Source organism: Actinomadura sp. 7K534 (assembly GCF_004348575.1).
Taxonomy (GTDB): Bacteria; Actinomycetota; Actinomycetes; order Streptosporangiales; family Streptosporangiaceae; genus Spirillospora; species Spirillospora livida.
The window spans coordinates 1-22454 of record NZ_SMKB01000075.1 but is presented as its reverse complement, the minus strand read 5'-3'; the positions used below and the strand labels follow the sequence as shown (position 1 = coordinate 22454).

Genomic DNA, 22454 nt, shown 5'->3' with positions numbered 1-22454 from the left:
CCCCGGCACGCTGCTCTGAGCGGATCTGCCGCAGGCGGATAGGGCGTGAACCACCGCCGGCCCCGCCGCATAGTCGAGGCATGAGCGAGGAACAGAAGATCCCGTTGTTCAACGAACGAGCGCGGCGCGAGCTGTACCAGCAGCGCGTCCTCGTGCTCGACGGCGGACTCGACGACGACAACGGCACCCTGCTTGCCACCCAGCTGATCACCCTGGCGCGGGAGGACGCGTCCACCGACATCGCGCTGTGGATCCACTCCCACGGCGGATCGGTGCCGTCGATGCTCGCGATCCGCGACGTGATGCGGCTCGTCCCCTGCGACGTGTCGACGCTGGTGCTCGGCGTCGCCTACAGCGCGGGCCAGTTCCTGCTGTCGTCGGGGACCCGCGGCAAGCGCCGCGCGATGCCGCACGCCCGCGTGCTGATGCACCAGGGCTCCGCCGGCATCGCCGGCGCGGCCGTCGACATCGAACTGCAGGCCAACGACCTGCGCCACACCCGCGACACCGTCCTCGGGCTCATCGCCGAGGACACCGGGCAGCCGCTGGAGCGCGTCTTCGAGGACTCGCTGCACGACCGCTGGTTCACCGCGCGGGAGGCGCTCGACTACGGGTTCATCGACTCGATCGTCACCTCGCTGGACGAGGTCGTGCCCGACGCCCGCCGGCGCGTCGGGCTCGGCGTCCCCGCGGAAGGAGCCTCCCGGTGAGCAGCTACACGATCCCGAACGTGATCGCGCAGCACCCCCGCGGTGAGCGGATCATGGACGTCTACTCCCACCTGCTCACCGAGCGGATCATCTACCTCGGCACCGCCATCGACGCGGGCGTCGCCAACGCCCTCGTCGCGCAACTGCTGCACCTGGAGTCCGACAGCCCGGACACCGACATCCAGCTCTACATCAACTGCGAGGGCGGGGACCCGAGCGCGATGCTCGCGGTGTACGACACGCTGCGCTTCATCCGGTCGCCGGTGGCGACGACGTGCGTGGGGCAGGCGGTCGCCGTCGGCGCGGTGCTCCTCGCGGCGGGCGCCCCCGGCAAGCGCGCCGCGCTCCCCCACACCCGCGTGGTGCTGCACCAGCCGATGGGGCAGAGCCGCGGCGCGATCCCGGACCTGATCCTGCAGGCGGACGAGGTCGTCCGCGTCCGCGCGGACATCGAGGAGATCCTGTCCCGGCACACCGGGCAGGACACCGCGACCCTGCGCACCGACACCGACCGGGACCGGGTCTTCACCGCGCAGGCGGCGCTGGACTACGGCCTCATCGACCACGTCCTCGAGGAGCGGCAGCCGCTCCCCGCGTAGGCACGCCGCCGGGGCGTACCGTCACGCGGCCAGCGCGTAGGCGGTCGGCCCGGCCGGCGCGCTCACCGGGGCGCTGACCGGTGCGCTGACCGGTGCGCTGACCGGGACGCCGAGGAGGGTCGTCGCGACGGCGAGGGTCAGGTCGGCGAGCGTCACGTCGAGGGCGCCGGCGACCGCGGCGATCATCTCGCTCGACGGCTCCTTGACCCCCCGCTCCATCTCGGAGAGGTACTGCGGGGAGACGCCGGCCCGGCGGGCGGTCTCGACCAGGATCTCGCCGCGCTCGGTGCGCAGGCGCCGCAGGCACTCGCCGAGCGCCTCGCGCCAGAGCGGCTCCTGGCCGGGCCCGCCCTGCTCGGGCGGCGTGTCGTCGGCGGGCGGCGTGCTGTCGGCGGGCGGCAACGGTCGGACGATCTCAGCCATGCCTCATCGTAAATCGGCCGTCCCGCGATGTCCCGGCCATTCCGCCCACCGCAGAACGCCGACGCCTACGACACCTCACCAACCCGCCGGACGGCACGGCGCCGGGCGTTTTCATGGGCCTCGCGCAGCAAGGCGACCACGGTCAGCGCGGTCCTCTCCCCCGGGACGACGACGGCGATCCAGCCGAGCGCCCAGTAGACGGGGTGCGGGAGGATCACGTCGGCGGCGCCGAAGTCCCGCGGCGCCGGTTCGCGACCCGGCTCCTCACCGGTGAGCTCGGCGTACCGGGCGCGGCCGACGTGGACGTTGACCCGCCACCGCCCGGCCGGGCCGAGGCCGGACAGGTCGTCGCCGGGGTAGTCCTTGGTCACGATGGTGGCGTAGGGCTGCGTCCGGACCGGGACCGTGCCGTCGGGGGCGTAGTAGAAGAAGTGGTCCCCCCACGCGATCTCGGGACCCCCGTCGCCTTCCGTGGGCGCGAGTTCGTGGACGCCGTCGAACGCCCGGATCGTCTCCAGCAGTTCCTCCATACTCATGCTTGAAGTGTGAAGTTGAAGTGCTAACGGAGGGTTGACCATGGGCGAAGGGCTCAGCACGGCCGCGGTTTCTCTGGCCTCGGGCTACTCCGTGCAGCAGATCCGCGACCTTGAGGCGCTGGGCGTCATCCCGCGAGCGCCCCGGGCGGCGAACGGGTACCGGCGGTTCTCCCGGCGCCACGTGCGGGACCTGCGCGCGTACCGCGAACTCGCCACCGCCGTGGGGCCCGTCCGCGCCCGACACGCCATGCGCGAGATCCGCGCGCTGCCGCCCGGCGAGGCAGCCGCCCTGGTGAGCTCGTTCCACATCGCCCTGAACCGGGAGCGGGACGACGCGCTCGCCGCGCGGGAAGCGCTTCGGATGATCCGCGCGGAGGCCGCGGCCGATGCGGAACCGGCCGCCGAGGACTCGATGACGATCACCGAGTTGGCCGAGGCGCTCGGCGTCCGCGCCTCGACGCTCCGGTTCTGGGAGAAGGCGGGACTCGTCCGCCCGGAGCGGGTGGCGACCCGGGCCGGTTCCGCCCGCCGCTACCCGCTCCCGGCGATCCGCGAAGCCCGGATCACCGCGGCGCTGAGGGCGGCCGGATATCGCATCCCCGACGTCCAGCAGACGATGGCCGCCATCCGCCGCCTGCACGACTTGGACGACCCGCTCCGCACACTGGACGCCCACATAGAAGCGATCACCCACCGCACACGAGCCCTGTTGAGGGCCGGCACCGGCCTGGCCGAGATCATCACCGACTCGGCGAACCGTGGCATCGACTGAAGGCGGTCCGACCGTCGACCTTGGTCGGTCGGGTTTCGTCCTCGGGCTCTCGTGGGCGCGGCCACGGAAACGCGACACTTCACTTGAAGAGCGAGGAGGAGCGCGGAAGTGAGCAAGTCATCCGAGGAGCACGACCGGCCCGCGGTGCTGCGGGAGCCCGCCTGGAGTACGGCGGCCGTGTACGTCGTCGCCGCGTTGCTGGGGGCGGCCGCCGGCTGGCTCCTCGGCCTCCTGGCGGAGTGGCTGGTGTCGCTGCCCTACGCGCCGATGAAGGGCCCCGCACGTCTCGTCGACATGATCCCCGGCGTGGTGCTGCCCGCACTGGGCGCCCTGGCAGGGCTGGTCGTGGGACTCATCGCCCAGTACGAGCAACTGGTGATCCGCCTGCACAAAGGTCATGTCGTGCTCACCCGCAAAGGGCATGAGCAACGACTCTCCCGCGAGGACATCGCCATCATCTGCCGGGACGGCGGCAAGCTGGTCGTGCTCGGCGCCGATGGCGGCGAACTCGCCCGCGTCGAGTGCGGGCTGGACTTCGGCCGCGTCGCCGAGACCGTCACCGCGCACGGCTACCGGTGGGCGGACGCTGATCCGTACAAGGACGAGTTCCGCCTCTGGGTCCCCGACCTTCCCGGCCTTTCAGAAGGGGCGAACGCCCTCCTCAAAGCCCGCCAGAGCTCACTGGAGGACGACAACGAGGACGACGCCCGAATGCTCCGCGAGGAACTGGGCCGCCTAGGCGTCGTGGTGAAAGAGAAAAAGCACCGCCAGTACGTCAGGACCCTGGGACAGGTGCCGGTGAGGAAGGACGAGAGACCAGAGCAATAGGTCTCGCGTCAGGCCGGAAAAGTAGCGCGAATGGTGCGGGACTCCGGCGTGCCGGTCCAGGACCAGGTGGCGGCGAGGGCGTCCACCGTGAGCAGGCCACGACCGCCCTCCGCGAGTTCGGCCAGGTTCCTAAGGCAGGGCTCCCCCGGCCCGCCCTGGTCGGTGACGTAGACGATGACGCCTGCTACGTCCATGCTGACGTCCACGGTGAACCGGCCGCCGGGGCGACCCGAGGCGGTGTGCCGGATCGCGTTGACGGCCAGCTCGTCCAGGACGAGGAGGACGTCGTCCAGCGCCGGGAAGTCGGCCAGCAGGTGAGCGGCGAACGACCGGACGAAACGGACCTCTTCCGGCTTTCCCCGGAACTCGCGCCGCCAGTACATCGGCGCCTCTTGCTTTGCGGGGGCGGAAACGGCGAGGAGCATTGATCACCTCTCGGGGACGACGTGTCTTCGGCCGTTCCATCTTCAGTAACCGAGCGACCACAGAACGGAAAAGCAGCAGCACAGCCGCCCGTCTGAGGCTTCGGCACGCCTCCAGTGCGAACGTGCACACTCGTTTACGTAAACGAACGGAACGTTCGAGCGGAACGACCTTCGATGACACGCTCGGAGATCGCGTGATAACACAGAGTCGACAACGCTGATCCCCCGGGTCAGCGCCCCCGCCTGAGCACGGAGGTCTCCGGTGACCAGCCCGTTCGTCCGCCGGCGCCGCCTCGCCGCCGAACTGCGCACCCTCCGCGAGCAGAACGGAATGACGGCCGACGAACTGGCCCGCCGCATCTACCGCTCCCGCATGACGGTGTCCAAGCTGGAGAACGCCCGCTGCCGCCCCGACGTCCGCGACATCGTGAAGATCCTGAAGGTCCTCGGCGTCACCGGCGAGAAGTTCGACGCCATCTTCAAGATCGCCTGCGACGCCGCCGACCGCGGCTGGTGGGACTCCTACGGCGACGCCATGGGCCCCCGCCAACGCATGTACGCCGACCTCGAATCCGGTGCCGCGACCATCCGCGAGTACAACCAGTTCACCATCCCCGGAACGCTGCAGAGCCCCGAATTCATTCGGCTCGATGAAGTCGTCATCCGGCGGCCGACCGCTTCGCCGCAGGTGATGCTCGGCCAGATACGCAGCTTGATCGATACGGCGACAAGGCATCCCCGGGTAACGGTGCTCATTCTTCCCGTGAATGCCAACTTCACCGGTCGACTTCTGCCGAAGTCAGCATTCTCCCTTTACACCTTTCCAGACCCCGCCGACCCTCCGATGGCTGTGGTTGACACCGTGAGCACTGACATCGTGCACACCGAACATGGCGAGCTGATGCGGTATAAACAACGGTACGAACATCTTCGGCAGGCCGCGCTCTCCGGCGCCGCCAGCATCGGTCTGCTGACGGATGAGGCCAGCCGCCTGGAAACCATGATCGGAACCTCTTGATGAGCACACAGGAACTTCGTTGGCGGAAGTCCAGCTACAGCGAGGCCGATGGCAACTGCCTCGAGGTAGCGCACCGTGCCAGCGGCACAATCAGCCTTCGGGACAGCAAGCAAGGCGACTCGAGTCCCGTCTTGGATTTCTCACCCCGCGAGTGGGTCGCATTCATGCAGGCCGTTCGCTTCCGCACCCGGCACACGTGAAGCACTACAGCAACTGGCGCAAGTCCAGCTACAGCAATCCGGACTCCGAATGCGTCGAGGTTGGATGTGGCGCGCTCGGCACCATCGCCGTGCGTGATACCAAGCAAGGCGACACCGGCCCCGTCCTCGACTTCACCCCCGACGAGTGGGCCGCCTTCGTGCAGATCCTCCGCTCCCGCACCACGAACACGTGATGCAATACAGGGGCGCTTGACGTCCATGGGGTCTATGGGGCCTATGGGGGCGTCTGTCCCGGTCACGGGCCGGCTGCCTGGCGTCGGCCGCGGGTCGGGTTGGGGCGGAGCCGACGAGGCCGGGGCCGGACTCGATGGTTCGTGGTGGGGTTCCACAGGTCGGTGGCGGGCGTCGGCGGCGGCGTATCGCTCGGCGGCCGGATGCGGTAGGTGTAGCGTCCGTCGCCGTCCTTGGTGATGTGGACGTGCTCGGGGTTGGTGGCCTTGAAGCGGTTGTGGAACCCGCAGGTGAGGGCCAGTTCGTCGATGTCGGTGCGGCTGTCGCCCAGGGCCCAGCCGCTGACGTGGTCGACTTCGCAGAGCGGGCCGGGGACCTCACATCCCTGGACCGCGCAGCTCGGGTTGAGGGCTTCCAGTACCTGGCGTTGGGCCGGGGTGGCGAAGCGGACGCGGCGGCCGAGGTAGAGGGGGATGTGACCGCGTCCCAGAAGAAGTGGCGCCACCCCGGCGTTCAGGGCGATCCGGCGGGCCTGCTCGGCGGGGATCGGGGTGCCGTCGGTGAGGCGGGCGGGCGCGGTGCCGCCGGTCAGGGTGTCCAGATCGCAGATGACCGTGACCTTGGTGGCCTTGTGGCCCCCGGCGAGCACGTTCGTCAGGGCTGCCGCCGTCCGTTCTGACAGGTCGCGATGGTCCTCGGTCCCGGCCGGTTTGGCCAGGGGCGCGAGTGTCCCGTCCCAGACGGCGGCGTCTTCGGCGTTCAACCAGCCCTTGATGTAGCGGCCACCGTCCAGTGAGCGGGTGGAGTCGATCCAGGACAGCTCGTAGCCGCGCCGGCTGTCGGGATCGGGCTTCTCCGTGCCGTCGCGTTCGGCGATCAGATCGGTGATCCGGTTGCCGAAGGCGGCGACCTTTCCAGCGGAGAAGCCCTGCCCGGCCAGGTCGAGGAGGATGTCCTGGGCGGTGGCACAGTCGTCATCGTCCAGGCGCGTGACGGCGGAGGCGATGGTGGCGGCGTACCCGTAGGAGATGTCGCCGCGGGCGAGTCGACTGGCGACCTCGCCGATTCGGTGACGTTGCCGGGCCAGGTTGATGCGCTCCTTGGCGCGGGCCTCGCGCATGCCGAGGCGGGAACGCAGCCAACTGCGGACGGACGGGTAGCCCCAGCGGCGCATCTCCCCCACCGCATCGACTCGGGCGATCAGCGCGGCGAGGGCGCTTTCGTGCAGGTCGTTGGCACGGGCCAGGGCTTCGGCCGCCCGCATGCATACGGCCGCAGAGTCGGGCGCATCACGTTGAGCGAGTTCGGCCGCGATCGTCGCCGCCGCGTCCACCAACTCACCGGTGGACATCGAGGCCGCATCGATCTCTGTCGAACACATGACTCAATAATATCGAACAACCAACCCGACCACCTCCATTTCAAGGTGAAGATACTAAGACCTCCAGGATAGTCTGAACCAAAAGAATACCGAACAGAATTCACCTCCCTGCGATCACTCACGAGTCCATATATGCCACGGTCGAAACACACTCCGCCACTCCTATACGCAGGCATCCTTCTCGACCGAGCACCTCGACCCACTGGACCGGCCGCCACCTACTGGCAGCAGATCTGCGTAAAGTAACCACAACCCACACCAACCGGTCCGAGCGAAACAAAGGCACCTTCAAGCCAGAACCCCGATCAAACCGCCACGTAGCCACCTACCACCGGCCGGCGAGCCCAGCCGAAGTGACGTCAACCGACAGCAACCAGCACCATGCGCACCCAACATGCCAGGGGCCACCTCAGCCAGGCATCCACCGCAACCACACCATTCCGATAAAGACCGCCGCAACGTCAAAGGAGCACAGAACCACCGCTGGCAACGATCCGGAAACCCGGACTTCGGGAGTGTCCAGAATGTGAGAGCAAGGCGGCTCTCACTTCAGGGCGGGGCCGGTCGAGCGAGCTTCAGCACACATGCCGACAAGACCAGGGCGAAATACAGAAACCTCCAGCGCACCCGGCGCTGCGCTGCATCGACGCTGCATTGACCCTGTATCGACGCGGCATCGTGCTGAGCCAGGTTGGGCAGGCTGACAGCGGGAGCAGTGCGGTCACGGTCCTCGGCCAGGCTCGGTGACGGCGCCGTAGCCGCAGGTCGGCAACGCCCCGGCCGGTGAGGCGGGGCCGGCCATCGCCAGGCCCGCCGCGGCCACCCCCGCTCCGGCCAGTGCGAGCACCCGCCACCTTGTCAGGACCGTCGACTTCTTCCACTCATGTCAGTGATTCCCTTCCCGCCGGGGTGGAGCGTTGGCCGCTCCGTTCACTGACATGCGGAGTCAAGCACTGGTCTGCTTCAGGTTTACTTCATGGCGGCTTCCCGGCCGTTCACCGGCCCGGTGGGTCGGCGGAGGGAAGCGCGATCGACGGCGGTGGCGGCGGTAGCGGCGGTAGCGGCGGGATTTGTTGTGAGTGGTCTTGATCGGTCGTGTCCGGGCGGGGATGTTCGGAGTGTGTGGGGTGTCGGTTGGGACGGGTCCGTGGCCGGGGCGGGAGCGTGATGGCCGGGCGCCGGTGGTTCTGGGTGCTGGCGGCGGCCGGGGCGCTGGTGCTCGTCTCGGGGTTCGTGGTGGCCGAGCCGGCGCGGGGCGACGCGACCGTGCGGGTGATGACGTACAACGTGCGGGGGGTCAACGATCCGCCGCCACGGGACTGGCGCACCCGGCGGAAGCTGGTCGGGCGTCTCCTCGGCCGGCATGATCCCGACCTGCTTGGCGTCCAGGAGGGGCGGTGGCACCAGATCCGCGACCTCGCCCGAATGCTGCCGGACCACCGGTGGATCGGGCTCGGCACCCAGGGCGGCACCAAGGACCAGATCCTGGCGATCTTCTACGCCGAGCGGTTCGACGTCCTGGACTTCGACCACTTCTGGCTGTCCGACACCCCCGACGCCATCGGTTCCGCGAGCTGGGGGAACCGGTACGTGCGGATGGTGACCTGGGCCAAGTTCCGCGATCGCCGCACCGGCGCGGTGTTCTACCAGGCGAACACGCATCTGGACAACGGGTCGGCGGAGTCGAGGGTGAAGAGCGCCGAGCTGATCCTGCGCCGCGTCCGCGGGTTCCAGACGGGCGTCCCGGTGGTGCTGACCGGGGACTTCAACTCCGCCGCCGGAACGTCGCCCGAGTACACCGTCCTCACCGGAGCGGACGCGTTCCAGGACACGTGGGCGACGGCCCAAAAACGCGGCACCGAGTACGGCACCCTCGGACGGTGGCGTTCACCGAAACGGGGCGGCCGGCGGCTGGACTGGATCCTGGCGCGGGGGCAGGTGCGGACGTCGTGGGCCGAGATCGACCCGTACCGGGACGGCGGGCTCTACCCCTCCGACCACCTCCCCGTCGTCGCGCATCTCCGGATCGGCTGAGTCGCGGGCCGGGTCACCGTTGCGCGGCGTCCTCCTCGGGCGCCATACGGCCGCGCCGCAGACGGTGCGCCGCCAGGGCCGCGGCCACGAGGACGGTGAAGGCGGCGGCGATCCACCAGACGCCGAGCCGGTCCAGCCAGGTCGTGAGCGCGCCCTGGACCTCGGTGGCGGTGTCCACAACCGCGGAGTCGGCCGAGGCCCCCGCATTGAGGCGCGTCTCGTACCAGCCGTAGTAGGTGACGTAGAGCCCGGCCGGGAGGAGGAGTGCGCCGCTGACGCGGGAGACGTGCGGCAGTATCCGGCGGGTGCGCGCCACGGCCGCCTCGCGTGCCAGCGCCACCAGCATCGACAGTAGCCCCACGACCAGGCCCATGCCGATGCCGTACGCGGCGAACGCCGCGAGTCCGGCCGCGATGCCCGTGCCGCCGGACACCAGCCCGGTGACGGCCAGGAACGGCGCGATCGTGCACGACAGGGAGGCGACGGCGTACGAGACGCCGTATCCGTACAGTCCCGCCAGCGAACCCGTCAGGCCGCCCGCCTGGACGCGGGGCAGGCGGACCAGCAGTTCCCGGCCGGTCACCAGCCACCCGCCGAGCACGACGAGGGCGAGGCCGATGACGATGGTGAGCCAGGGCAGGTACTCCTGGACCGAGGTCGTCAGAACGGAGATGAGCAGGCCGAACGCGCCGAACACGGCGACGAACCCCGCGGTCATCGCGGCCGAGAGCCGCAGCGCCCGCCAGACCCCGCCCGCCCCCGGCGTCGCGACCAGCAGCGCCAGGTAGGAGGGCAGCAGCGCGAAACCGCACGGGTTGAACGCCGCGACCAGCCCGGCGGCCAGGGCGAGCGAGATCTGCTCCATCAGCCGAGCAGCTCGTCGACGTGGCGGCTCAGCTCGTTCTCGTCCAGCGGTCCGGAGTCCTTGCTCGTCTTGCCGTCGGGCGCCATGAACAGGAACGAGGACTGGGAGGTCACCTCGAAGTGGGAATACAGCCTGCCGGTCCGGTCGTCCAGGTGCGTGAGGTTCCCGGTGCCGGTCCGGGAGACGAAGCCCCGCAGCCGGTTCTTGTCCTTCTCCAGGCCCCCGATCCCGACGAAGGAGACCTCGTCTCCGTACTTCTCGGCCGCCTTGGCCACGTTGGGGCCCTCGGACTGGCACTTGGGGCACCAGGGCGCCCAGAACCAGAACACGGCCGGCTTGCCCGCCAGGGCCGCCCCGTCGAACGGCTCGCCGGCCAGTGTCTCGCCCTTGAACCGCAGCGCCTCGGGGACGTCCTGGCCCTGCGCGCCGGAACCCTGCGCGCCGGAACCCTGCGCGCCGGAACCCTGCGCGCCGGAACCCTGAGCACCGGAACCCTGAGCACCGGGGCTCGTGGGCGCCTCGCTCGTCGGTTCGACGGCGCTCGTCGGTTCGCCGCCACCACCGCATCCGGCCACGAGCAGCGCGGCACCGACCATCGTCACGATCGCCTTCTTCATGCCCATCACGCTAACGGCCGGAGGCGCCGCCACTTCTTACGAAGCGATGACGTTCGCCCCGGCGGGTGACCGGCGGGTGACCGGCGGGTCAGACGGCGCCGCGGAGCGGATCGGACGCGAGCTCCCACAGCCTGCCGGCCACGGGATGCCGGAGGTCCGGGTCGACGGCGCGGGCCAGCGCCGCGAGCTGGCCGGGCGGCAGCAGCGCCCCGCCGCGGGACGGGTCGCGCAGCCAGATCCGGGCCGGTGCGGTCCCGGGCACCTGCACGACCAGGCGGGGCAGGACGCCGCCGCGCCAGTTCGTCCAGGCCGGCCGGGCGGTCTCCGCGCTGACGTGGGCGGCCGCGAGATCATACGTCCGGCGGCCGAACAGCAGGCGCCGGACGATGATCCTGCCGTCGAGCCAGTACGCGTTGCGGTACTGGAGGACCAGCGTGAGGACGACCAGGGCGTCGATCAGCAGGAGCGGGAGCAGGAAGAAGGCGCCCACGGCCGGCAGCTCCGACGCGGTGAAGAACATCCAGGCGAGGGCACCGAACAGCAGGTTCACCAGGGCGATCACGGGGACCAGGCAGCCGAGCCAGACGCCCCACATCGACCCGGGCATGCCGACGTCCAGCCGGATCATTCGTCCTCCTTCGCCGGGCCCGCCTGGGGCCACGCCATGATCGTAGGAGGCGGCGCGGCGCGGCCCGTCCCCGCCCCTGGGCGTTCCACGGCCGATATCACCGATATGTCATGACGGAGCCCGCCGTCGCGAGGACGGCGGGCTCCGGAGGGGTGTGTCAGCCGAGGCCGGCCTTCTTCAGCCAGTCCTCGGCGACCTTCTCCTGGTCGTCCTTGTCGATGACGATGCGCTTCATCATGTCGAGGAGGTCCTGGGTGGTGAGCTTGGCGGAGATGGCGTTGAGCGCCGTCCGCGCCGTCTCGTTCACCGACTCCTTGTGGATCAGCGGCGTGACGTTCTGCGCGCTGAACACGTTCTCCGGGTCTTCGAGGACGACCAGCTTGTTCTCCTGGATCGTCGGGTCGGTGGTGAACAGGTCGGCGGCCTGGATCTTGTTCTCGGTGAGGAGCTTCACCAGCGTGGACTGGGCGCCGGCGTCGAACGACCGGAACTCCTTGAACTCGATCCCGTAGGCCTCCTTGAGGCCCTTGAGGCCCTGCTGGCGGGTCTCGAACTCCGACGGCCCGGCGATGACGAGCTCGTTCGCGACGCCCTTGAGGTCCGCGATGGACTTGAGGTCGTGCTTGGCGGCCGTCTGCGGGTTGACGGTGACGGAGTCCTTGTCCTCCGCCTCGGCGGAGTCGAGGATCTCGACCGACTGCGGCAGCTTGGCCTTCAGCTCGGCGTTGATCTCCTCGGTGGTGGCGGCCTTGCTGTTCTCGTCGACGGACGTGGTCAGCAGCGCGCCGTTGTACTCCGGCATGACGCTGATGCCGCCCTTGACGACCTGGTCGTAGTAGACCTCGCGGGCGCCGATGTTGAACTTGCGGGTGACCTTGAGGTCCTTGGCCTCCAGTGCCTGGGCGTAGATCTCGGCGAGCAGGTTGCTCTCCGGGAAGTTGGCGCCGCCGACGGTGATGGTGCCGCTCGCACCGCCGCCCTCCAGGGGGTTGTCGTCGCCGGAGTCACCGCCGCCGCAGGCCGACAGGGCCAGCGCGGCCACGAGGCCGACGACCGTGCCACGGATCAGTTTCTTCATTGCGTTTTCCTCTGTTTCGGTGGTCAGGAGGAACGGGCGGTACCGAGCAGGCCCGGCGAGACGACGAGGCGGCGCAGGCCGGCGAAGATCAGCTGGACGATCAGCGCGAGCAGCACCACCAGGACGGTGCCCCCGACGACGAGCTGGTAGTCGTTGCGGGCCAGCCCGTCGATGATGTAGCGGCCGAGGCCGCCGAAACCGGGGTAGGCGGCGATGGTCGCGGTGGCGACGACCTGGATCGCGGACGTGCGCAGTCCCAGCAGGATCAGCGGCAGCGCCATCGGCAGCTCCGCCCGCCACAGCACGCCCCAGCCGGACATGCCCATGCCGCGGGCGGCGTCCTTCGCGTCGGCGTCCACGCCGCGGACGCCCTCGAAGGTGTTGACGAGGATCGGCGGGACGGCCAGCGCGACCAGCGCGACCAGCACCGGCGTGATGCTGTAGTCGATCACGACGATGAACAGCACCAGGCCGAAGGTAGGGATCGCCCGCGCGACATTGGCGACGCTGACCGCGAGGAAGCCGCCGCGGCCGGTGTGCCCGACGAGCAGGCCGAGGGCGAGGCCGATCACGGCGGCGGCGAACAGCGCCACCCCCGTGTAGTAGAGGTGCTCCAGCGTCCGGTGCGGGATGCCGTCGTCGCCCTCCCACTGGGAGGAGGCGGTCAGCCACGTCCAGAACAGATCGATCTGGTTCCAGAGATCGTTCATGAGATCTTCCCCCGCACCCGCGCCCACGGCGTGAGCAGCCGCTGGACGGTGACCAGGATCGCGTCGGTGACGAGCGCCAGCAGCACGATCAGGACCGTGGCGGCGATGATCTGCGTCGGGAACGACAGCTGGTAGCCGCGGATGATGTCGTAGCCGAGCCCGCCCTGGCCGATCAGCTGCCCGACCGCGACGAGGCTGATGGACGAGACGGCCGCGACCCGCGTCCCGGCGATGACGATGGGCACGGCGATCGGCAGCTCGACCCGCAGCAGGCGGCGCAGCGGGCCGAACCCCATGGCGGTCGCGGCCTGCCGGACGGGGTCGGACACCGAGGCCAGCCCGTCCACCACGTTCGGGACGAGCACCGACAGGCTGTACAGCGTCAGCGGGATCATGACGGTGGACGCGGTGAGCCCGGTGTACTGGATGAAGATCATGAACAGCGCCAGCGACGGGATCGCGTAGAACACGTTCGCGATGGTCAGCGCGGGCGGGTAGAGCCAGCCCCAGCGGCGGCACAGCACCCCGACCGGCAGCGCGATGAGCAGCCCGAACACCACCGGCAGCAGCGCGAGCCGCAGGTGGACGAGGGCGTGCTCGCCGAGCGAGTCGGTGTTGCGGGCGATCCAGTCCCAGTCGAACTCCATCAGCCACCCTCCCCGGCGGCCCCGGCGGCCTCGGCGGCCTCGGCCGGACGCGGGTCGGCGCCGGCGCGGGCGATGGCGGTGCTCAGGTCCTGCTGGTCGGCGACGCCGGCGAGGCGGCCCTCGGCGTCCACCCCGACGGCGCGGCCGGACGGCGACAGGATCGCGGCGTCGAGCGCGGCCCGGACCGAGTCGCCCGCGACGTCGAAGGTGTGCCCGATCGGCGCGAGGGGCGCGTCGCCGACAACCCCGGACGCGGGCAGGCCGGCCGCGTCGGCCCAGCCGAGCGGGCGCCGGTCGGCGTCCACGACCAGGACCCATCCGCCGGCGGCGTCGCGGGCCCGCTCGACGGGGGCGTCGGCGGGCAGGACGTCCCGCTCGCTCAGCGGCGCCGAGGAGGCGGGGATGAACGACAGCCGCCGGATGCCGCGGTCGTGGCCGATGAACCCGGCGACGAAGTCGTTCGCGGGACGGGCCAGCAGCGTCTCCGGGCTGTCCACCTGGACGAGCTTGCCGCCGGTCTGGAACACCGCGATGCGGTCGCCGAGCTTGATGGCCTCGTCGACGTCGTGGGTGACGAACACGATCGTCTTGTGCAGCTCGTCCTGGAGGCGGAGGAACTCGTCCTGCAGCTCGGCGCGGACGACGGGGTCGACGGCGCTGAACGGCTCGTCCATCAGCATGATCGGCGGGTCGGCGGCGAGGGCGCGGGCGACGCCGACGCGCTGCTGCTGCCCGCCGGAAAGCTGGAACGGGTAGCGCCGCGCCATGGAGCGCTCTAGCCCGACCCGCTCCATCAGCTCGTGCGCCCGCTCCCGCGCCTTCTTCTTGTTCCAGCGCAGCAGGTACGGGACGGTCGCGATGTTGTCCTCGATGGTGCGGTGCGGGAACAGCCCGGCGTGCTGGATGACGTAGCCGATGCCGCGCCGCAGCTCGGCGGGCTTGTGCTCGCGGACGTCCTGCCCGTCGATGAGGACGCGGCCGGACGTGGGCTCGACCATCCGGTTGATGGTGCGCAGCGCGGTGGTCTTGCCGCCGCCGGACGTGCCGACGAACACGGTGATGCGGCCGGTGGGGCAGTCGAGGCTGACGTCGTCCAGGGCGACGGTCCCGCCCGGGTAGCGCTTGGTCACGCCCTCAAAGGTGATCAAGGTTCTCGTCCTCGCCGGGCGCCCGCGACGCCGTGATCGGTTCGTCCTTCTCCCCGACCGCAACCGGGGGTACGGTCAGTGAAGTGTCCCAGCTTGTCCGGAACATCGAATTCGGAGCCTACCTACCTGGAAAACCGGGAAAGTAGCCTCAGGCCGTGGAGAACAGCCGAATCGTTATCGATGGGACATCCCTCACTTGCGCCCGCGTGCGGCGCGCCGCCCGCGAGGACGTGACGATCGTCACCGCTCCGGAGGGCGTCGCGCGCGCCCGGCGGGCCTGGGAGGTGGCCGGCGAGGTCGCCGCGTCCCAGCCGGTGTACGGCAGGACGACCGGCGTCGGCGCGAACCGCGTGGTGGACGTCGAGTGGGAGGACGCCGACGCGCACGGGCTGCGGCTGCTGCGCAGCCACGCGGCGGGCGCGGGGCCGCTGCTCGCGCCCGAGATCGTCCGGGCGATGCTGGCGATCCGGCTGAACCAGATCGCGGCGGGCGGCTCGGGTGTCGAACCTGGGGTGCTGCAGGCCCTCGCGGACGCGCTCAACCTCGGGCTCCTTCCTCCGGTTCCGGTGTACGGGGCGATCGGGACGGGCGACCTGACCGCGCTGGCCTCGACCGCGCTGTGCCTGCTCGGCGAGCGGGCCTGGCTCCCCGACCCGGACGGGACGGTGCGCCGCGGCCCCGGCTACCGGCTGCGCTCGGCGGACGCGCTGGCGTTCATCAGCTCCAACGCGGCCACGCTCGGGGAGGCGGCGCTCGCGGTGGCCGACCTGCGCGAGCTGCTCCGCGCGTCCACGGTCGCCGCGGCGCTGTCGCACTTCGCCGTACGCGGCTCGGAGGAGCCGTACGCGCAGGCGGTGCAGGACGCGTGCCCGCATCCGGGGCAGGGCGAGGCGGCGGCGGCGATGCGGGCGCTGCTCGCCTTCGACCGGCCCGCGCCGATGCGCATCCAGGATCCGTACGGGTACCGGGCGTTCCCGCAGGTGCACGGCCCGGCGCTGGAGGCCGCCGGCTACGCCGAGGAGGTCGTGACCCGCGAGATCAACGCGGCGGCCGAGAACCCGCTCGTGGACGTCGAGGGCCGGGCGGTCTGGCACGGCGGCAACTTCCACACCGCCTACGTCGGGCTGGCGCTGGACTCGGCCCGCGCCGCGCTGTTCCAGACGATGGCGCTGGCCGCCGCCCGGCTCGGGACGCTCGCCGAGCCGGCGTTCACCGGCCTCTACCCGTTCCAGGGCGCGACGGAGGCGTCCTCGGGGATCATGATCCTGGAGTACGTGGCGCACTCGTGCCTCGCCGACGTCCGCCGCCTGGCGACCCCGGCCGCGCTCGGCAGCGCGGTGCTGTCGCGCGGCGTCGAGGAGCACGCGGGCTTCTCCACCCAGTCGGCCCGCGCGACCACCGACGCCGTCGCCGCGTACCGGCTCGGGCTCGGCTGCGAGCTGCTCGCCGCCGTCCGGGCGCTGCGGATGCAGGGGCGCGCCCCGTCCGGCGGGCCGCTGCGGTCGGCGTTCGACATGGCCGGCGCCGTGCTCGACCCGCGCGTCGAGGACCGGCCGCTGGACGCCGACATCGCCGCCGCGGCGGATCTGCTGCCCGGACTGGCCCGGCTGCATCCCTGACCCCCTACTCCGGCCGCCCGCCCGTCGACGCGCGGACGCGCAGCGACGGCTCGCGGACGACCCGCCGCTTGCGGGGCTTGCCGTCGATGACGTCGACGGCGAGCCGGACGGCGGACCGGACGATGCCGTCGATGTCCCAGTCGACGGTGGTGAGCGGCGGGGTGAGCAGCGCCGACATCGGGTGGTTGTCGTAGCCGCAGACGGCGACGTCGCCGGGGACGGCGAGGCCCAGCTCGCGGGTGGCGGCGTACACGCCGTAGGCGATGGAGTCGGCGAAGCAGAACACCGCCGAGGGGCGCGCCGGGCCGGCGAGGACGCGCGTGGCGACCTCGGTGGCGGCGGCGAGAGACTGCGGCACGAAGACCACCTCGACCGCCAGGCCGAGGCGCTCGGCCTCGGCGTGGACGTGCACGTCGGCGGGCCGGTCGGGGGTGCTGGCACGGGTCGAGGTGAACACGGTGAGGCGCTCGTGGCCGAGGTCGCGCAGATGCTCCAGCGCGAGCGTGACACCCCGCCGGTTGTCGAACACGACCTCGCCCTGCGCCTGCCCGCCGTGCAGCGCGTCGCCGATCGAGACCACGGGGACCGACGCGGCCAGCTCCGACCACAGCGCGGCGGCCGGGTCGAGCGGCTGGACGATCAGGCCGTCCACCCGCTGGTCGCGCAGCCGGCGGGCGAGGGCCAGCTCTCGCTCGGGGTCGCCGCCGGCGTCCACGATCAGGGCGTAGCGGTCGCGGGCCAGCAGCGCCCGGCCGATGCCGACCGCGAGCGACTGCTGCCAGTAGTCCTCCAGGGAGCCGCACAGCAGCCCGACCTGCCCGGTACGGCCGCTGGCCAGCGCGCGGGCGATCGGGTGCGCCTCGTAGCCGAGCTCGTCGGCCGCCGCGCGGACCCGCTCCTGCGTCTCCTCCGAGGTCTGGATGCCGCGCAGCGCGTACGAGACGGCGGCGGGCGACAGCCCCGTCGCCCGCGCCACCTCGCGGATGGTGGCGCGCTTGCGCTTGTCCGGCATCCCCCCAACCCTAGAGCCCGCCACCGACACCGCGCCGGACCGGCTTGACCGCGACCGCCCTGAACCGGTTCACTGAATCGGTTAACTGATGCGGTTAACTGATCCGGTTCAGCGGCCGTGACCAGGCCGTTCGGAAAGGAGGAGAACGTGTCGTCCGAGGTACTGCCACGTCCCGCCGGTCTCGCGGACCTGCCCGGCCGCCCCCTGGACCGGCGGGAGCTGCGCGAGCTGGTCGACCGCCTGGCGGGCCGGCCGGAGCTGTGGCGGGAGCACGTCGCGTTCCCCGAGGGCGCCCGCCACTACGCCTCGCTCTACCGGGACGAGCACGTGGACGTCTGGCTGCTGTGCTGGACGCCCCGGAACGACACCGGCTGGCATGACCACGACGTCTCGTCCGGGGCGGTGCGCGTCGTCGCCGGAGCCGTGGAGGAGAACAACCCCCGCATCGGCGGCGAGCCCCTCCGGACCGTCGTCACCGAGGGCGGGTCGTTCTGCTTCGGCCCCGACCACATCCACCGGATCACCGGCGTGGCCGACGCCAGCGTCACGATCCACGCGTACTCGCCGCCGCTGTCGCGCCTGGGCCAGTACTCCGTCGACGACTCGGGCGTGATGCGCCGCCTGACCGTCGACTACACCGAGGAGCTCCGCTCGCCGGAGGAGGAGCCCGCCCCGGCGGCCGGCTGAGCCCTCAGGCTGGAGCCCCGGCGGGCCCGGCCACCGGAGCCCGGGCCCACCGGGGGCGGCGCCCGCCCGAGCCCGCTCACATCGGCCGAGCACCCGCACTCCGTCCAGCGCCCACCGCCCCTGAAGTGTCACACCCGCTCCCACCGCCGAGAGAGGCCGCCGTGGGGCCGCCACACCGTTTCGAACGGGGGCTCGGCGGGGGCGGTGGATCAGTAAGATACGGGTTCATCCCCGAGCCCGGGTGGCTCTGGACGATAGGTGGTCCTCGATGACATCTCGCCGCGCCCGACGCGGCGCGGCGACTCTGGTGCTGTGCCTCAGCCTGGTGGCGGTGGCGGCCGCGACCGGCTGCTCCCCGATCGGGGGCCGGGTGCACCGCTCCGCGGCCGCCGACGGCCCCGGACAGGGCGGCAAGCAGGCCGGCGGGCGGGCCGCGCCCCCGGTGGTGATGTTCCTCGGCGACAGCTACACCGTCGGGGACGGGCGCGTCCAGCCGGAGTTCACGTACGCGTCCGCGACGGCGCGACTGCTCGGCTGGCAGGTCGTCGTCGGCGGGCGGGCCGGCACCGGGTTCGTCGTGAAGCGCCGGGACGCTTTCCTCGGGCTGTTCGAGAGCCAGCTCGGCTGGCGGCCGGCGCCCGACATGCTGATCGTGTCCGGCGGCCACAACGACTTCCGCGTCCCCGCACCGCAGGTCGCCGCCGCCGCGCACGTGCTGCTCGAACGCGCCGGGCAGCGCTGGCCGGGCACGCACATCGTGCTGATGGGGCCGATCTGGGGGACGGGGACGCCGCCGCAGGGGGCGATCGCCGTCCGGGACGCGCTGAAGAACCTCGCCGGGCAGCTCGGCATCCCGTTCGTCGACCCGATCGGCGAGCAGTGGATCACCGGCGACCCGCTGACCGGCATCGGCAACGCGCCGCAGTACATCAAGCGGGACCGCACCCACCCCAACGAGGCGGGCCACCGGTACGTGGCGACCCGGCTCGCCGGGGACCTGCGGCGGCTCGGCCTGGCCGAGCCGTCCCGCAAGAACTGAGGCGGCCCGGCCGGGGGGGCTCAGCCGGCCTGGCTCAGCCAACGGCGCTCAGCCGGTGGGGCGGGCGAGGGTGAGCGAGAAGTCGCCGTCCGCGTCGGTCCAGAACTCCGCGATCTCCATCCCGGCCGCGCCCAGTTCGGCCTCCAGCCGGTCCCGGCGGAACTTGGCGGAGATCTCGGTGCGCATCTCCTCACCGGCCGCGAACGACACCGCGAGGTCCAGGCCGCCCACGCGGACCTCCTGGTCGCGGACCGACCGGAGCCGCATCTCGATCCACTCCTCGGCCCCGTCCCAGACCGCGCGGTGCTCGAAGGCGTCCGGGTCGAAGTCCGCGTCCAGCTCCGCGTTGATGACGCGCAGGACGTTGCGGTTGAACTCGGCGGTGACCCCGGCCGCGTCGTCGTAGGCGCGGACGAGCCGCCCCGCGTCCTTGACGAGGTCGGCGCCCAGCAGCAGGAAGTCGCCGCCGGACATGGTCGCGCGGACGCCGCCGAGGAACCCGATCCGCTCGGCGGGCGGCATGTTGCCGATCGTCCCGCCGAGGAAGGCGACGAGGCGGCGCTCCCCGGCCGGCAGCAGGTGCAGGTGCCGCTCGTAGTCGGCGACGACGGGCCGGACGTCCAGGCCGGGATGGTCGGCGGCGATCCCCGCCGCGGCCTCCTCCAGGAAGTCGCCGCTCACGTCCACCGGCACGTACGTGCGCAGCGTGCCCGCGAGGGCGTCGAGCAGCAGCCGGGTCTTCTCCCCCGACCCGGCGCCGAGCTCCAGCAGCGTCCGGGCGCCGGTGGCCTCGGCGACGGCGGGCGCCCGCGCGACGAGGATCTCCCGTTCGCGGCGGGTCGGGTAGTACTCCCCCAGCTTCGTGATCTCCTCGAACAGCGCGCTGCCGCGCTCGTCGTAGAACCACTTGGGCGGCAGGGTCTTGGGCGTTCCGGTCAGCCCCTCGCAGACGTCGTTTCGGAGCGACTTGGCGAGGTCGTCGGCGGTCAGGAACCGGTCCACGTGGTTCTCCTTAGCTGTTTCCGGGGGCGGACCCCCGGACCCCCAGGGCTTCGCCCGAAGGGCCCTTAAAGGGGCGTTACCGTCACACCGGCGTCGAGCCCGGCGGTGACGAGGGAGCGGTCGGGGACGGCCTTCCAGCCGGCGTCGCCGTCCAGCGGCTCGGACGCGATCCGGATCTGGTCCGCGTCCTCGCGGACGAACAGCGAGTCGCCCCAGGTCGTGGCCGCCAGAGACGTGCCGTCGGAGGCCAGCAGGTTGTAGCGGCCCGGGGCGAACGCGGTGATCTCCCCGACGACGGAGGCGAGGCCGTCGCCGAGGGAGGCGCCGCCGCGCCAGTGCCGGACGGCGAGGGCGAACAGCGGCGCCGAGTCGACCGGCGCGCGGGCGTCGGGCACCCCGGCGAGGTCCCCGGCGAGTTCCCGGAGCCGGCCCTCGGCGCCGCCGAAGTCGTCGATCTTCCCGTTGTGGCTGAACAGCCAGGACCCGGCGCGGAACGGCTGGGCGCACGACTCGTCCACCGGGAACCCGGCCGTCGCCGACCGGACCGCCGCGACCGCGCAGGACGCCCGGACGGCCCCGGCGACCTCGCGGAACGACTGGTCGGTCCAGATCGGCTGGGCGCGCCGGAACCGGACGGGCGCGCCGTCCCGGTACCAGCCGACGCCGTAGCCGTCGGCGTTGAGGATGCACCCCTGCGTCATGCGCGGCGCGTACGACTGGGTCTCCAGCGAGTGCTCACCCTCGTAGACGAGCGAGTGCAGCGTCCGCTCAGGCCCGAGGTAGCCGAGATGGCGGCACATCTAGCGCCACTCCCCGTCTACGGAACGCGCACACCGGAAACCGGAGAAGATCTGCCGCCTGATCGGGTAGTCCCAGTTGCGGAACGACCCGCGCACGGCGAGCGGGTGCGTGGCCCAGGAGCCGCCTCTCAGCACCTTGTACTCGGGGCCGAAGAAAACCTCCGAGTACTCCTTGTAGGGGAAGGACCGGAAGCCCGGGTAGCCGCCGAAGTCGGACGACGTCCACTCCCACACGTCGCCGAGGAGGCGCCTGACCCCGTACGCCGAGGCCCCGGACGCGTAGGCGCCCGTCTCGGACGGGCGGAGCGCCCGCTGCCCCAGGTTGGCGCGCCCCTCCTCGTAGGCGTCGCCCCAGGGGAAGCGGCGCGACCGCCCGGCCGCCGGATCCCAGCGCGCGGCCTTCTCCCACTCGGCCTCGGTCGGCAGCCTCTTGCCGGCCCACCGCGCGTAGGCGTCCGCCTCGTACCAGGACACGTGCTGGACGGGCTCGTCCGGCGGGACGGGTTCGGTCCGCCCGAAGCGGCGCCGCAGCCATTGGCCGCCCTCGCGGTGCCAGAAGGCGGGTGCGCGTTTGCCGCCGGCGCCGTCGGCACGGTGGTTGCCGGCATGGTGGTTGCCGGCATGGTGGTTGCCGGCATGGTGGTTGCCGGCATGGTGAGCGCGCCATTCCCATCCGGCGGGATCCCACCATCGCGGGTCGTCATAACCGCCCGCCTCCATGAAGGAGATGTAGGCGGCGTTGGTGACCGGTTCGACGTCGATGTAGTACGCGGGAAGATCGACAACATGGGCGGGGCGTTCGTTGTCGTACGCCCAAGGATCGTCCGACGTGCCCATTTGGAACGGCCCCGCCTCGATCAGGACCTCGCCTATCCCGGAGCCTGCGGAAGGGTCCTTCCGCAGGGGCTCGGCGACCGGGTCGAGCAGTGCCGGAGCGCCTTTGCGTAGCTGGTGCGTCGCCAGCATGGTCTCGTCGTGCATGTGCTCGTGCTGGACGACCATCCCGTAGACGAACCCGCCCGAGGTGAGCGGATCGGCGGTGTCGAAGCGCACCGACGGCAGTGAGTCCAGCACCTTGGCCCGGACCGTGCCGATGTAGGAGCGGGCCTCGTCCGGCGGAAGCAGCGGCAGGGACGGCCGCTCGGCGCGCGGGTGCTCGAACGCGTCGTACAGGCCGTCGATCTCCGGGCGCATCGCGTCCGCACCGGCCGCCGCGCGCAGCAGCCACAGCTCCTCGTAGTTCCCGACGTGCGCGAGGTCCCACACGAGCGGTGACATCAGCGGGGACACCTGCGAGGTGAGGCCCGCCTCGTCCAGGACGTCGGTGGTGAGGCCGAAGCTGCGGTCGCGCACCGCGCCGAGCTCCCCGGCGATGAGCTCCTTCAGCGCGTCCTCGTCTGCGGCGGCCGGGTGCGCGGCGGGCGCGTCCCGGGGGTTCGTCCGGGTCATGTCGCATCCTCCTCGGACAGGGGCGGGGACAGGGG

Annotated in this window: 26 protein-coding genes; 11 read left to right on the top strand and 15 right to left on the bottom strand. The window is 71.5% G+C overall.

Annotated elements, in window-relative coordinates; genetic code table 11:
• The first annotated feature begins 80 nt into the window (after positions 1-80).
• On the top strand, positions 81-710 hold the full coding sequence (locus E1266_RS16980; protein WP_132048010.1) for an ATP-dependent Clp protease proteolytic subunit: 630 nt from the start codon (positions 81-83) through the stop codon (positions 708-710).
• Entirely contained in the window at positions 707-1309 is a 603-nt protein-coding gene (locus E1266_RS16975) for an ATP-dependent Clp protease proteolytic subunit (RefSeq protein WP_131951230.1), read from the top strand. Before E1266_RS16980 ends, E1266_RS16975 begins: the two co-directional genes overlap by 4 nt.
• 21 nt (positions 1310-1330) lie before the next feature.
• Here the strand turns inward: E1266_RS16975 and E1266_RS16970 are convergent, their stop codons facing one another.
• Together E1266_RS16970 and E1266_RS16965 are read right to left on the bottom strand one after the other, a co-directional pair.
• Positions 1331-1732 carry a helix-turn-helix transcriptional regulator gene (locus E1266_RS16970; protein WP_132048008.1) on the bottom strand — a complete coding sequence of 134 codons (402 nt, stop codon included), beginning with the start codon at positions 1730-1732 and terminating at the stop codon, positions 1331-1333.
• Positions 1733-1797: 65 nt separating this feature from the next.
• Positions 1798-2268 (bottom strand): DUF6194 family protein, encoded by a 471-nt coding sequence (locus tag E1266_RS16965; protein WP_347876725.1) that lies wholly within the window; start codon positions 2266-2268, stop codon positions 1798-1800.
• A 40-nt stretch (positions 2269-2308) separates the two neighbouring features.
• Here E1266_RS16965 and E1266_RS16960 point away from each other — a divergent pair, with 40 nt between their 5' ends.
• Positions 2309-3040: a MerR family transcriptional regulator gene (locus tag E1266_RS16960; protein WP_132048006.1), complete on the top strand. Its 732-nt coding sequence runs from the start codon at positions 2309-2311 to the stop codon at positions 3038-3040.
• Between the two features lie 108 nt (positions 3041-3148).
• Entirely contained in the window at positions 3149-3868 is a 720-nt protein-coding gene (locus E1266_RS16955) for a hypothetical protein (protein ID WP_132048004.1), read from the top strand.
• 8 nt (positions 3869-3876) lie between these two features.
• On the opposite strand, the gene E1266_RS16950 is transcribed toward E1266_RS16955, so the two are convergent.
• A complete protein-coding gene (locus E1266_RS16950; RefSeq protein WP_243718498.1) occupies positions 3877-4251 on the bottom strand; it encodes an ATP-binding protein in 375 nt (124 codons plus the stop codon).
• A gap of 304 nt (positions 4252-4555) precedes the next feature.
• On the opposite strand from E1266_RS16950, the gene E1266_RS16945 reads away from it, so the two are divergent.
• The 3 genes from E1266_RS16945 to E1266_RS16935 are packed head-to-tail and all read left to right on the top strand — an operon-like array spanning position 4556 to position 5705.
• Positions 4556-5311: a helix-turn-helix transcriptional regulator gene (locus tag E1266_RS16945; RefSeq protein ID WP_132048001.1), complete on the top strand. Its 756-nt coding sequence runs from the start codon at positions 4556-4558 to the stop codon at positions 5309-5311.
• Positions 5311-5511, top strand: coding sequence for a DUF397 domain-containing protein (locus E1266_RS16940; RefSeq protein ID WP_132047999.1), 201 nt, complete (start codon positions 5311-5313; stop codon positions 5509-5511). Before E1266_RS16945 ends, E1266_RS16940 begins: the two co-directional genes overlap by 1 nt.
• Positions 5508-5705, top strand: coding sequence for a DUF397 domain-containing protein (locus tag E1266_RS16935; protein ID WP_132047997.1), 198 nt, complete (start codon positions 5508-5510; stop codon positions 5703-5705). Before E1266_RS16940 ends, E1266_RS16935 begins: the two co-directional genes overlap by 4 nt.
• 62 nt (positions 5706-5767) lie before the next feature.
• Here the strand turns inward: E1266_RS16935 and E1266_RS16930 are convergent, their stop codons facing one another.
• Positions 5768-7084, bottom strand: coding sequence for an HNH endonuclease signature motif containing protein (locus E1266_RS16930; protein WP_132047995.1), 1317 nt, complete (start codon positions 7082-7084; stop codon positions 5768-5770).
• A gap of 1167 nt (positions 7085-8251) precedes the next feature.
• Between E1266_RS16930 and E1266_RS16925 the strand changes: the two genes are divergently transcribed.
• Positions 8252-9118, top strand: coding sequence for an endonuclease/exonuclease/phosphatase family protein (locus E1266_RS16925; protein ID WP_132047993.1), 867 nt, complete (start codon positions 8252-8254; stop codon positions 9116-9118).
• A 13-nt stretch (positions 9119-9131) separates the two neighbouring features.
• Here E1266_RS16925 and E1266_RS16920 read toward each other — a convergent pair whose 3' ends face one another.
• The 7 genes from E1266_RS16920 to E1266_RS16890 form a co-directional block, all read right to left on the bottom strand.
• A complete protein-coding gene (locus E1266_RS16920; RefSeq protein WP_132047991.1) occupies positions 9132-9983 on the bottom strand; it encodes a cytochrome c biogenesis CcdA family protein in 852 nt (283 codons plus the stop codon).
• Positions 9983-10600 (bottom strand): redoxin domain-containing protein, encoded by a 618-nt coding sequence (locus E1266_RS16915; RefSeq protein WP_132047989.1) that lies wholly within the window; start codon positions 10598-10600, stop codon positions 9983-9985. The genes E1266_RS16920 and E1266_RS16915 overlap by 1 nt, the downstream gene beginning before the upstream one ends.
• Positions 10601-10688: 88 nt before the next feature.
• Positions 10689-11228, bottom strand: coding sequence for a hypothetical protein (locus E1266_RS16910; protein ID WP_132047987.1), 540 nt, complete (start codon positions 11226-11228; stop codon positions 10689-10691).
• Between the two features lie 157 nt (positions 11229-11385).
• Positions 11386-12306: an ABC transporter substrate-binding protein gene (locus tag E1266_RS16905; protein WP_132047985.1), complete on the bottom strand. Its 921-nt coding sequence runs from the start codon at positions 12304-12306 to the stop codon at positions 11386-11388.
• 23 nt (positions 12307-12329) lie between these two features.
• Complete coding sequence (locus tag E1266_RS16900; RefSeq protein WP_132047983.1) at positions 12330-13016, bottom strand: ABC transporter permease; 687 nt, start codon at positions 13014-13016, stop codon at positions 12330-12332.
• Positions 13013-13663 (bottom strand): ABC transporter permease, encoded by a 651-nt coding sequence (locus E1266_RS16895; protein WP_132047981.1) that lies wholly within the window; start codon positions 13661-13663, stop codon positions 13013-13015. Before E1266_RS16895 ends, E1266_RS16900 begins: the two co-directional genes overlap by 4 nt.
• The gene (locus E1266_RS16890) at positions 13663-14811 is read right to left on the bottom strand and encodes an ATP-binding cassette domain-containing protein (RefSeq protein WP_132047979.1); all 1149 of its coding nucleotides are present in this window, start codon (positions 14809-14811) and stop codon (positions 13663-13665) included. The genes E1266_RS16895 and E1266_RS16890 overlap by 1 nt, the downstream gene beginning before the upstream one ends.
• 155 nt (positions 14812-14966) lie before the next feature.
• Here E1266_RS16890 and E1266_RS16885 point away from each other — a divergent pair, with 155 nt between their 5' ends.
• Entirely contained in the window at positions 14967-16430 is a 1464-nt protein-coding gene (locus E1266_RS16885) for an aromatic amino acid ammonia-lyase (RefSeq protein ID WP_132047977.1), read from the top strand.
• Between the two features lie 4 nt (positions 16431-16434).
• Here the strand turns inward: E1266_RS16885 and E1266_RS16880 are convergent, their stop codons facing one another.
• Entirely contained in the window at positions 16435-17442 is a 1008-nt protein-coding gene (locus E1266_RS16880) for a LacI family DNA-binding transcriptional regulator (protein ID WP_132047975.1), read from the bottom strand.
• Between the two features lie 147 nt (positions 17443-17589).
• Here E1266_RS16880 and E1266_RS16875 point away from each other — a divergent pair, with 147 nt between their 5' ends.
• Both E1266_RS16875 and E1266_RS16870 read left to right on the top strand, forming a co-directional pair.
• Positions 17590-18129, top strand: coding sequence for a cysteine dioxygenase family protein (locus tag E1266_RS16875; RefSeq protein ID WP_132047973.1), 540 nt, complete (start codon positions 17590-17592; stop codon positions 18127-18129).
• Positions 18130-18397: 268 nt separating this feature from the next.
• Complete coding sequence (locus tag E1266_RS16870; protein WP_132047971.1) at positions 18398-19168, top strand: SGNH/GDSL hydrolase family protein; 771 nt, start codon at positions 18398-18400, stop codon at positions 19166-19168.
• A 48-nt stretch (positions 19169-19216) separates the two neighbouring features.
• Here the strand turns inward: E1266_RS16870 and egtD are convergent, their stop codons facing one another.
• The 3 genes from egtD to E1266_RS16855 all read right to left on the bottom strand — a co-directional run bounded on the left by egtD (position 19217) and on the right by E1266_RS16855 (position 22419).
• On the bottom strand, positions 19217-20170 hold the full coding sequence (egtD, locus tag E1266_RS16865; RefSeq protein ID WP_132047969.1) for an L-histidine N(alpha)-methyltransferase: 954 nt from the start codon (positions 20168-20170) through the stop codon (positions 19217-19219).
• A 65-nt stretch (positions 20171-20235) separates the two neighbouring features.
• Positions 20236-20970, bottom strand: a complete 735-nt coding sequence (egtC, locus tag E1266_RS16860; protein WP_132047967.1) for an ergothioneine biosynthesis protein EgtC — start codon at positions 20968-20970, stop codon at positions 20236-20238.
• The gene (locus tag E1266_RS16855; RefSeq protein WP_132047965.1) at positions 20971-22419 is read right to left on the bottom strand and encodes an ergothioneine biosynthesis protein EgtB; all 1449 of its coding nucleotides are present in this window, start codon (positions 22417-22419) and stop codon (positions 20971-20973) included.
• Positions 22420-22454: the final 35 nt, after the last annotated feature.

Bases quoted from the DNA above. Each gene is read 5' to 3' on its own strand.
- E1266_RS16980 (WP_132048010.1), top strand. From the start codon at position 81: ATGAGCGAGGAACAGAAGATCCCGTTGTTCAACGAACGAGCGCGGCGC.
- E1266_RS16970 (WP_132048008.1), bottom strand. From the start codon at position 1,732: ATGGCTGAGATCGTCCGACCGTTGCCGCCCGCCGACAGCACGCCGCCC.
- E1266_RS16965 (WP_347876725.1), bottom strand. From the start codon at position 2,268: ATGAGTATGGAGGAACTGCTGGAGACGATCCGGGCGTTCGACGGCGTC.
- E1266_RS16960 (WP_132048006.1), top strand. From the start codon at position 2,309: ATGGGCGAAGGGCTCAGCACGGCCGCGGTTTCTCTGGCCTCGGGCTAC.
- E1266_RS16950 (WP_243718498.1), bottom strand. From the start codon at position 4,251: ATGTACTGGCGGCGCGAGTTCCGGGGAAAGCCGGAAGAGGTCCGTTTC.
- E1266_RS16940 (WP_132047999.1), top strand. From the start codon at position 5,311: ATGAGCACACAGGAACTTCGTTGGCGGAAGTCCAGCTACAGCGAGGCC.
- E1266_RS16930 (WP_132047995.1), bottom strand. From the start codon at position 7,084: ATGTGTTCGACAGAGATCGATGCGGCCTCGATGTCCACCGGTGAGTTG.
- E1266_RS16925 (WP_132047993.1), top strand. From the start codon at position 8,252: ATGGCCGGGCGCCGGTGGTTCTGGGTGCTGGCGGCGGCCGGGGCGCTG.
- E1266_RS16920 (WP_132047991.1), bottom strand. From the start codon at position 9,983: ATGGAGCAGATCTCGCTCGCCCTGGCCGCCGGGCTGGTCGCGGCGTTC.
- E1266_RS16915 (WP_132047989.1), bottom strand. From the start codon at position 10,600: ATGAAGAAGGCGATCGTGACGATGGTCGGTGCCGCGCTGCTCGTGGCC.
- E1266_RS16910 (WP_132047987.1), bottom strand. From the start codon at position 11,228: ATGATCCGGCTGGACGTCGGCATGCCCGGGTCGATGTGGGGCGTCTGG.
- E1266_RS16905 (WP_132047985.1), bottom strand. From the start codon at position 12,306: ATGAAGAAACTGATCCGTGGCACGGTCGTCGGCCTCGTGGCCGCGCTG.
- E1266_RS16900 (WP_132047983.1), bottom strand. From the start codon at position 13,016: ATGAACGATCTCTGGAACCAGATCGATCTGTTCTGGACGTGGCTGACC.
- E1266_RS16895 (WP_132047981.1), bottom strand. From the start codon at position 13,663: ATGGAGTTCGACTGGGACTGGATCGCCCGCAACACCGACTCGCTCGGC.
- E1266_RS16880 (WP_132047975.1), bottom strand. From the start codon at position 17,442: ATGCCGGACAAGCGCAAGCGCGCCACCATCCGCGAGGTGGCGCGGGCG.
- E1266_RS16870 (WP_132047971.1), top strand. From the start codon at position 18,398: ATGACATCTCGCCGCGCCCGACGCGGCGCGGCGACTCTGGTGCTGTGC.
- egtC (WP_132047967.1), bottom strand. From the start codon at position 20,970: ATGTGCCGCCATCTCGGCTACCTCGGGCCTGAGCGGACGCTGCACTCG.
- E1266_RS16855 (WP_132047965.1), bottom strand. From the start codon at position 22,419: ATGACCCGGACGAACCCCCGGGACGCGCCCGCCGCGCACCCGGCCGCC.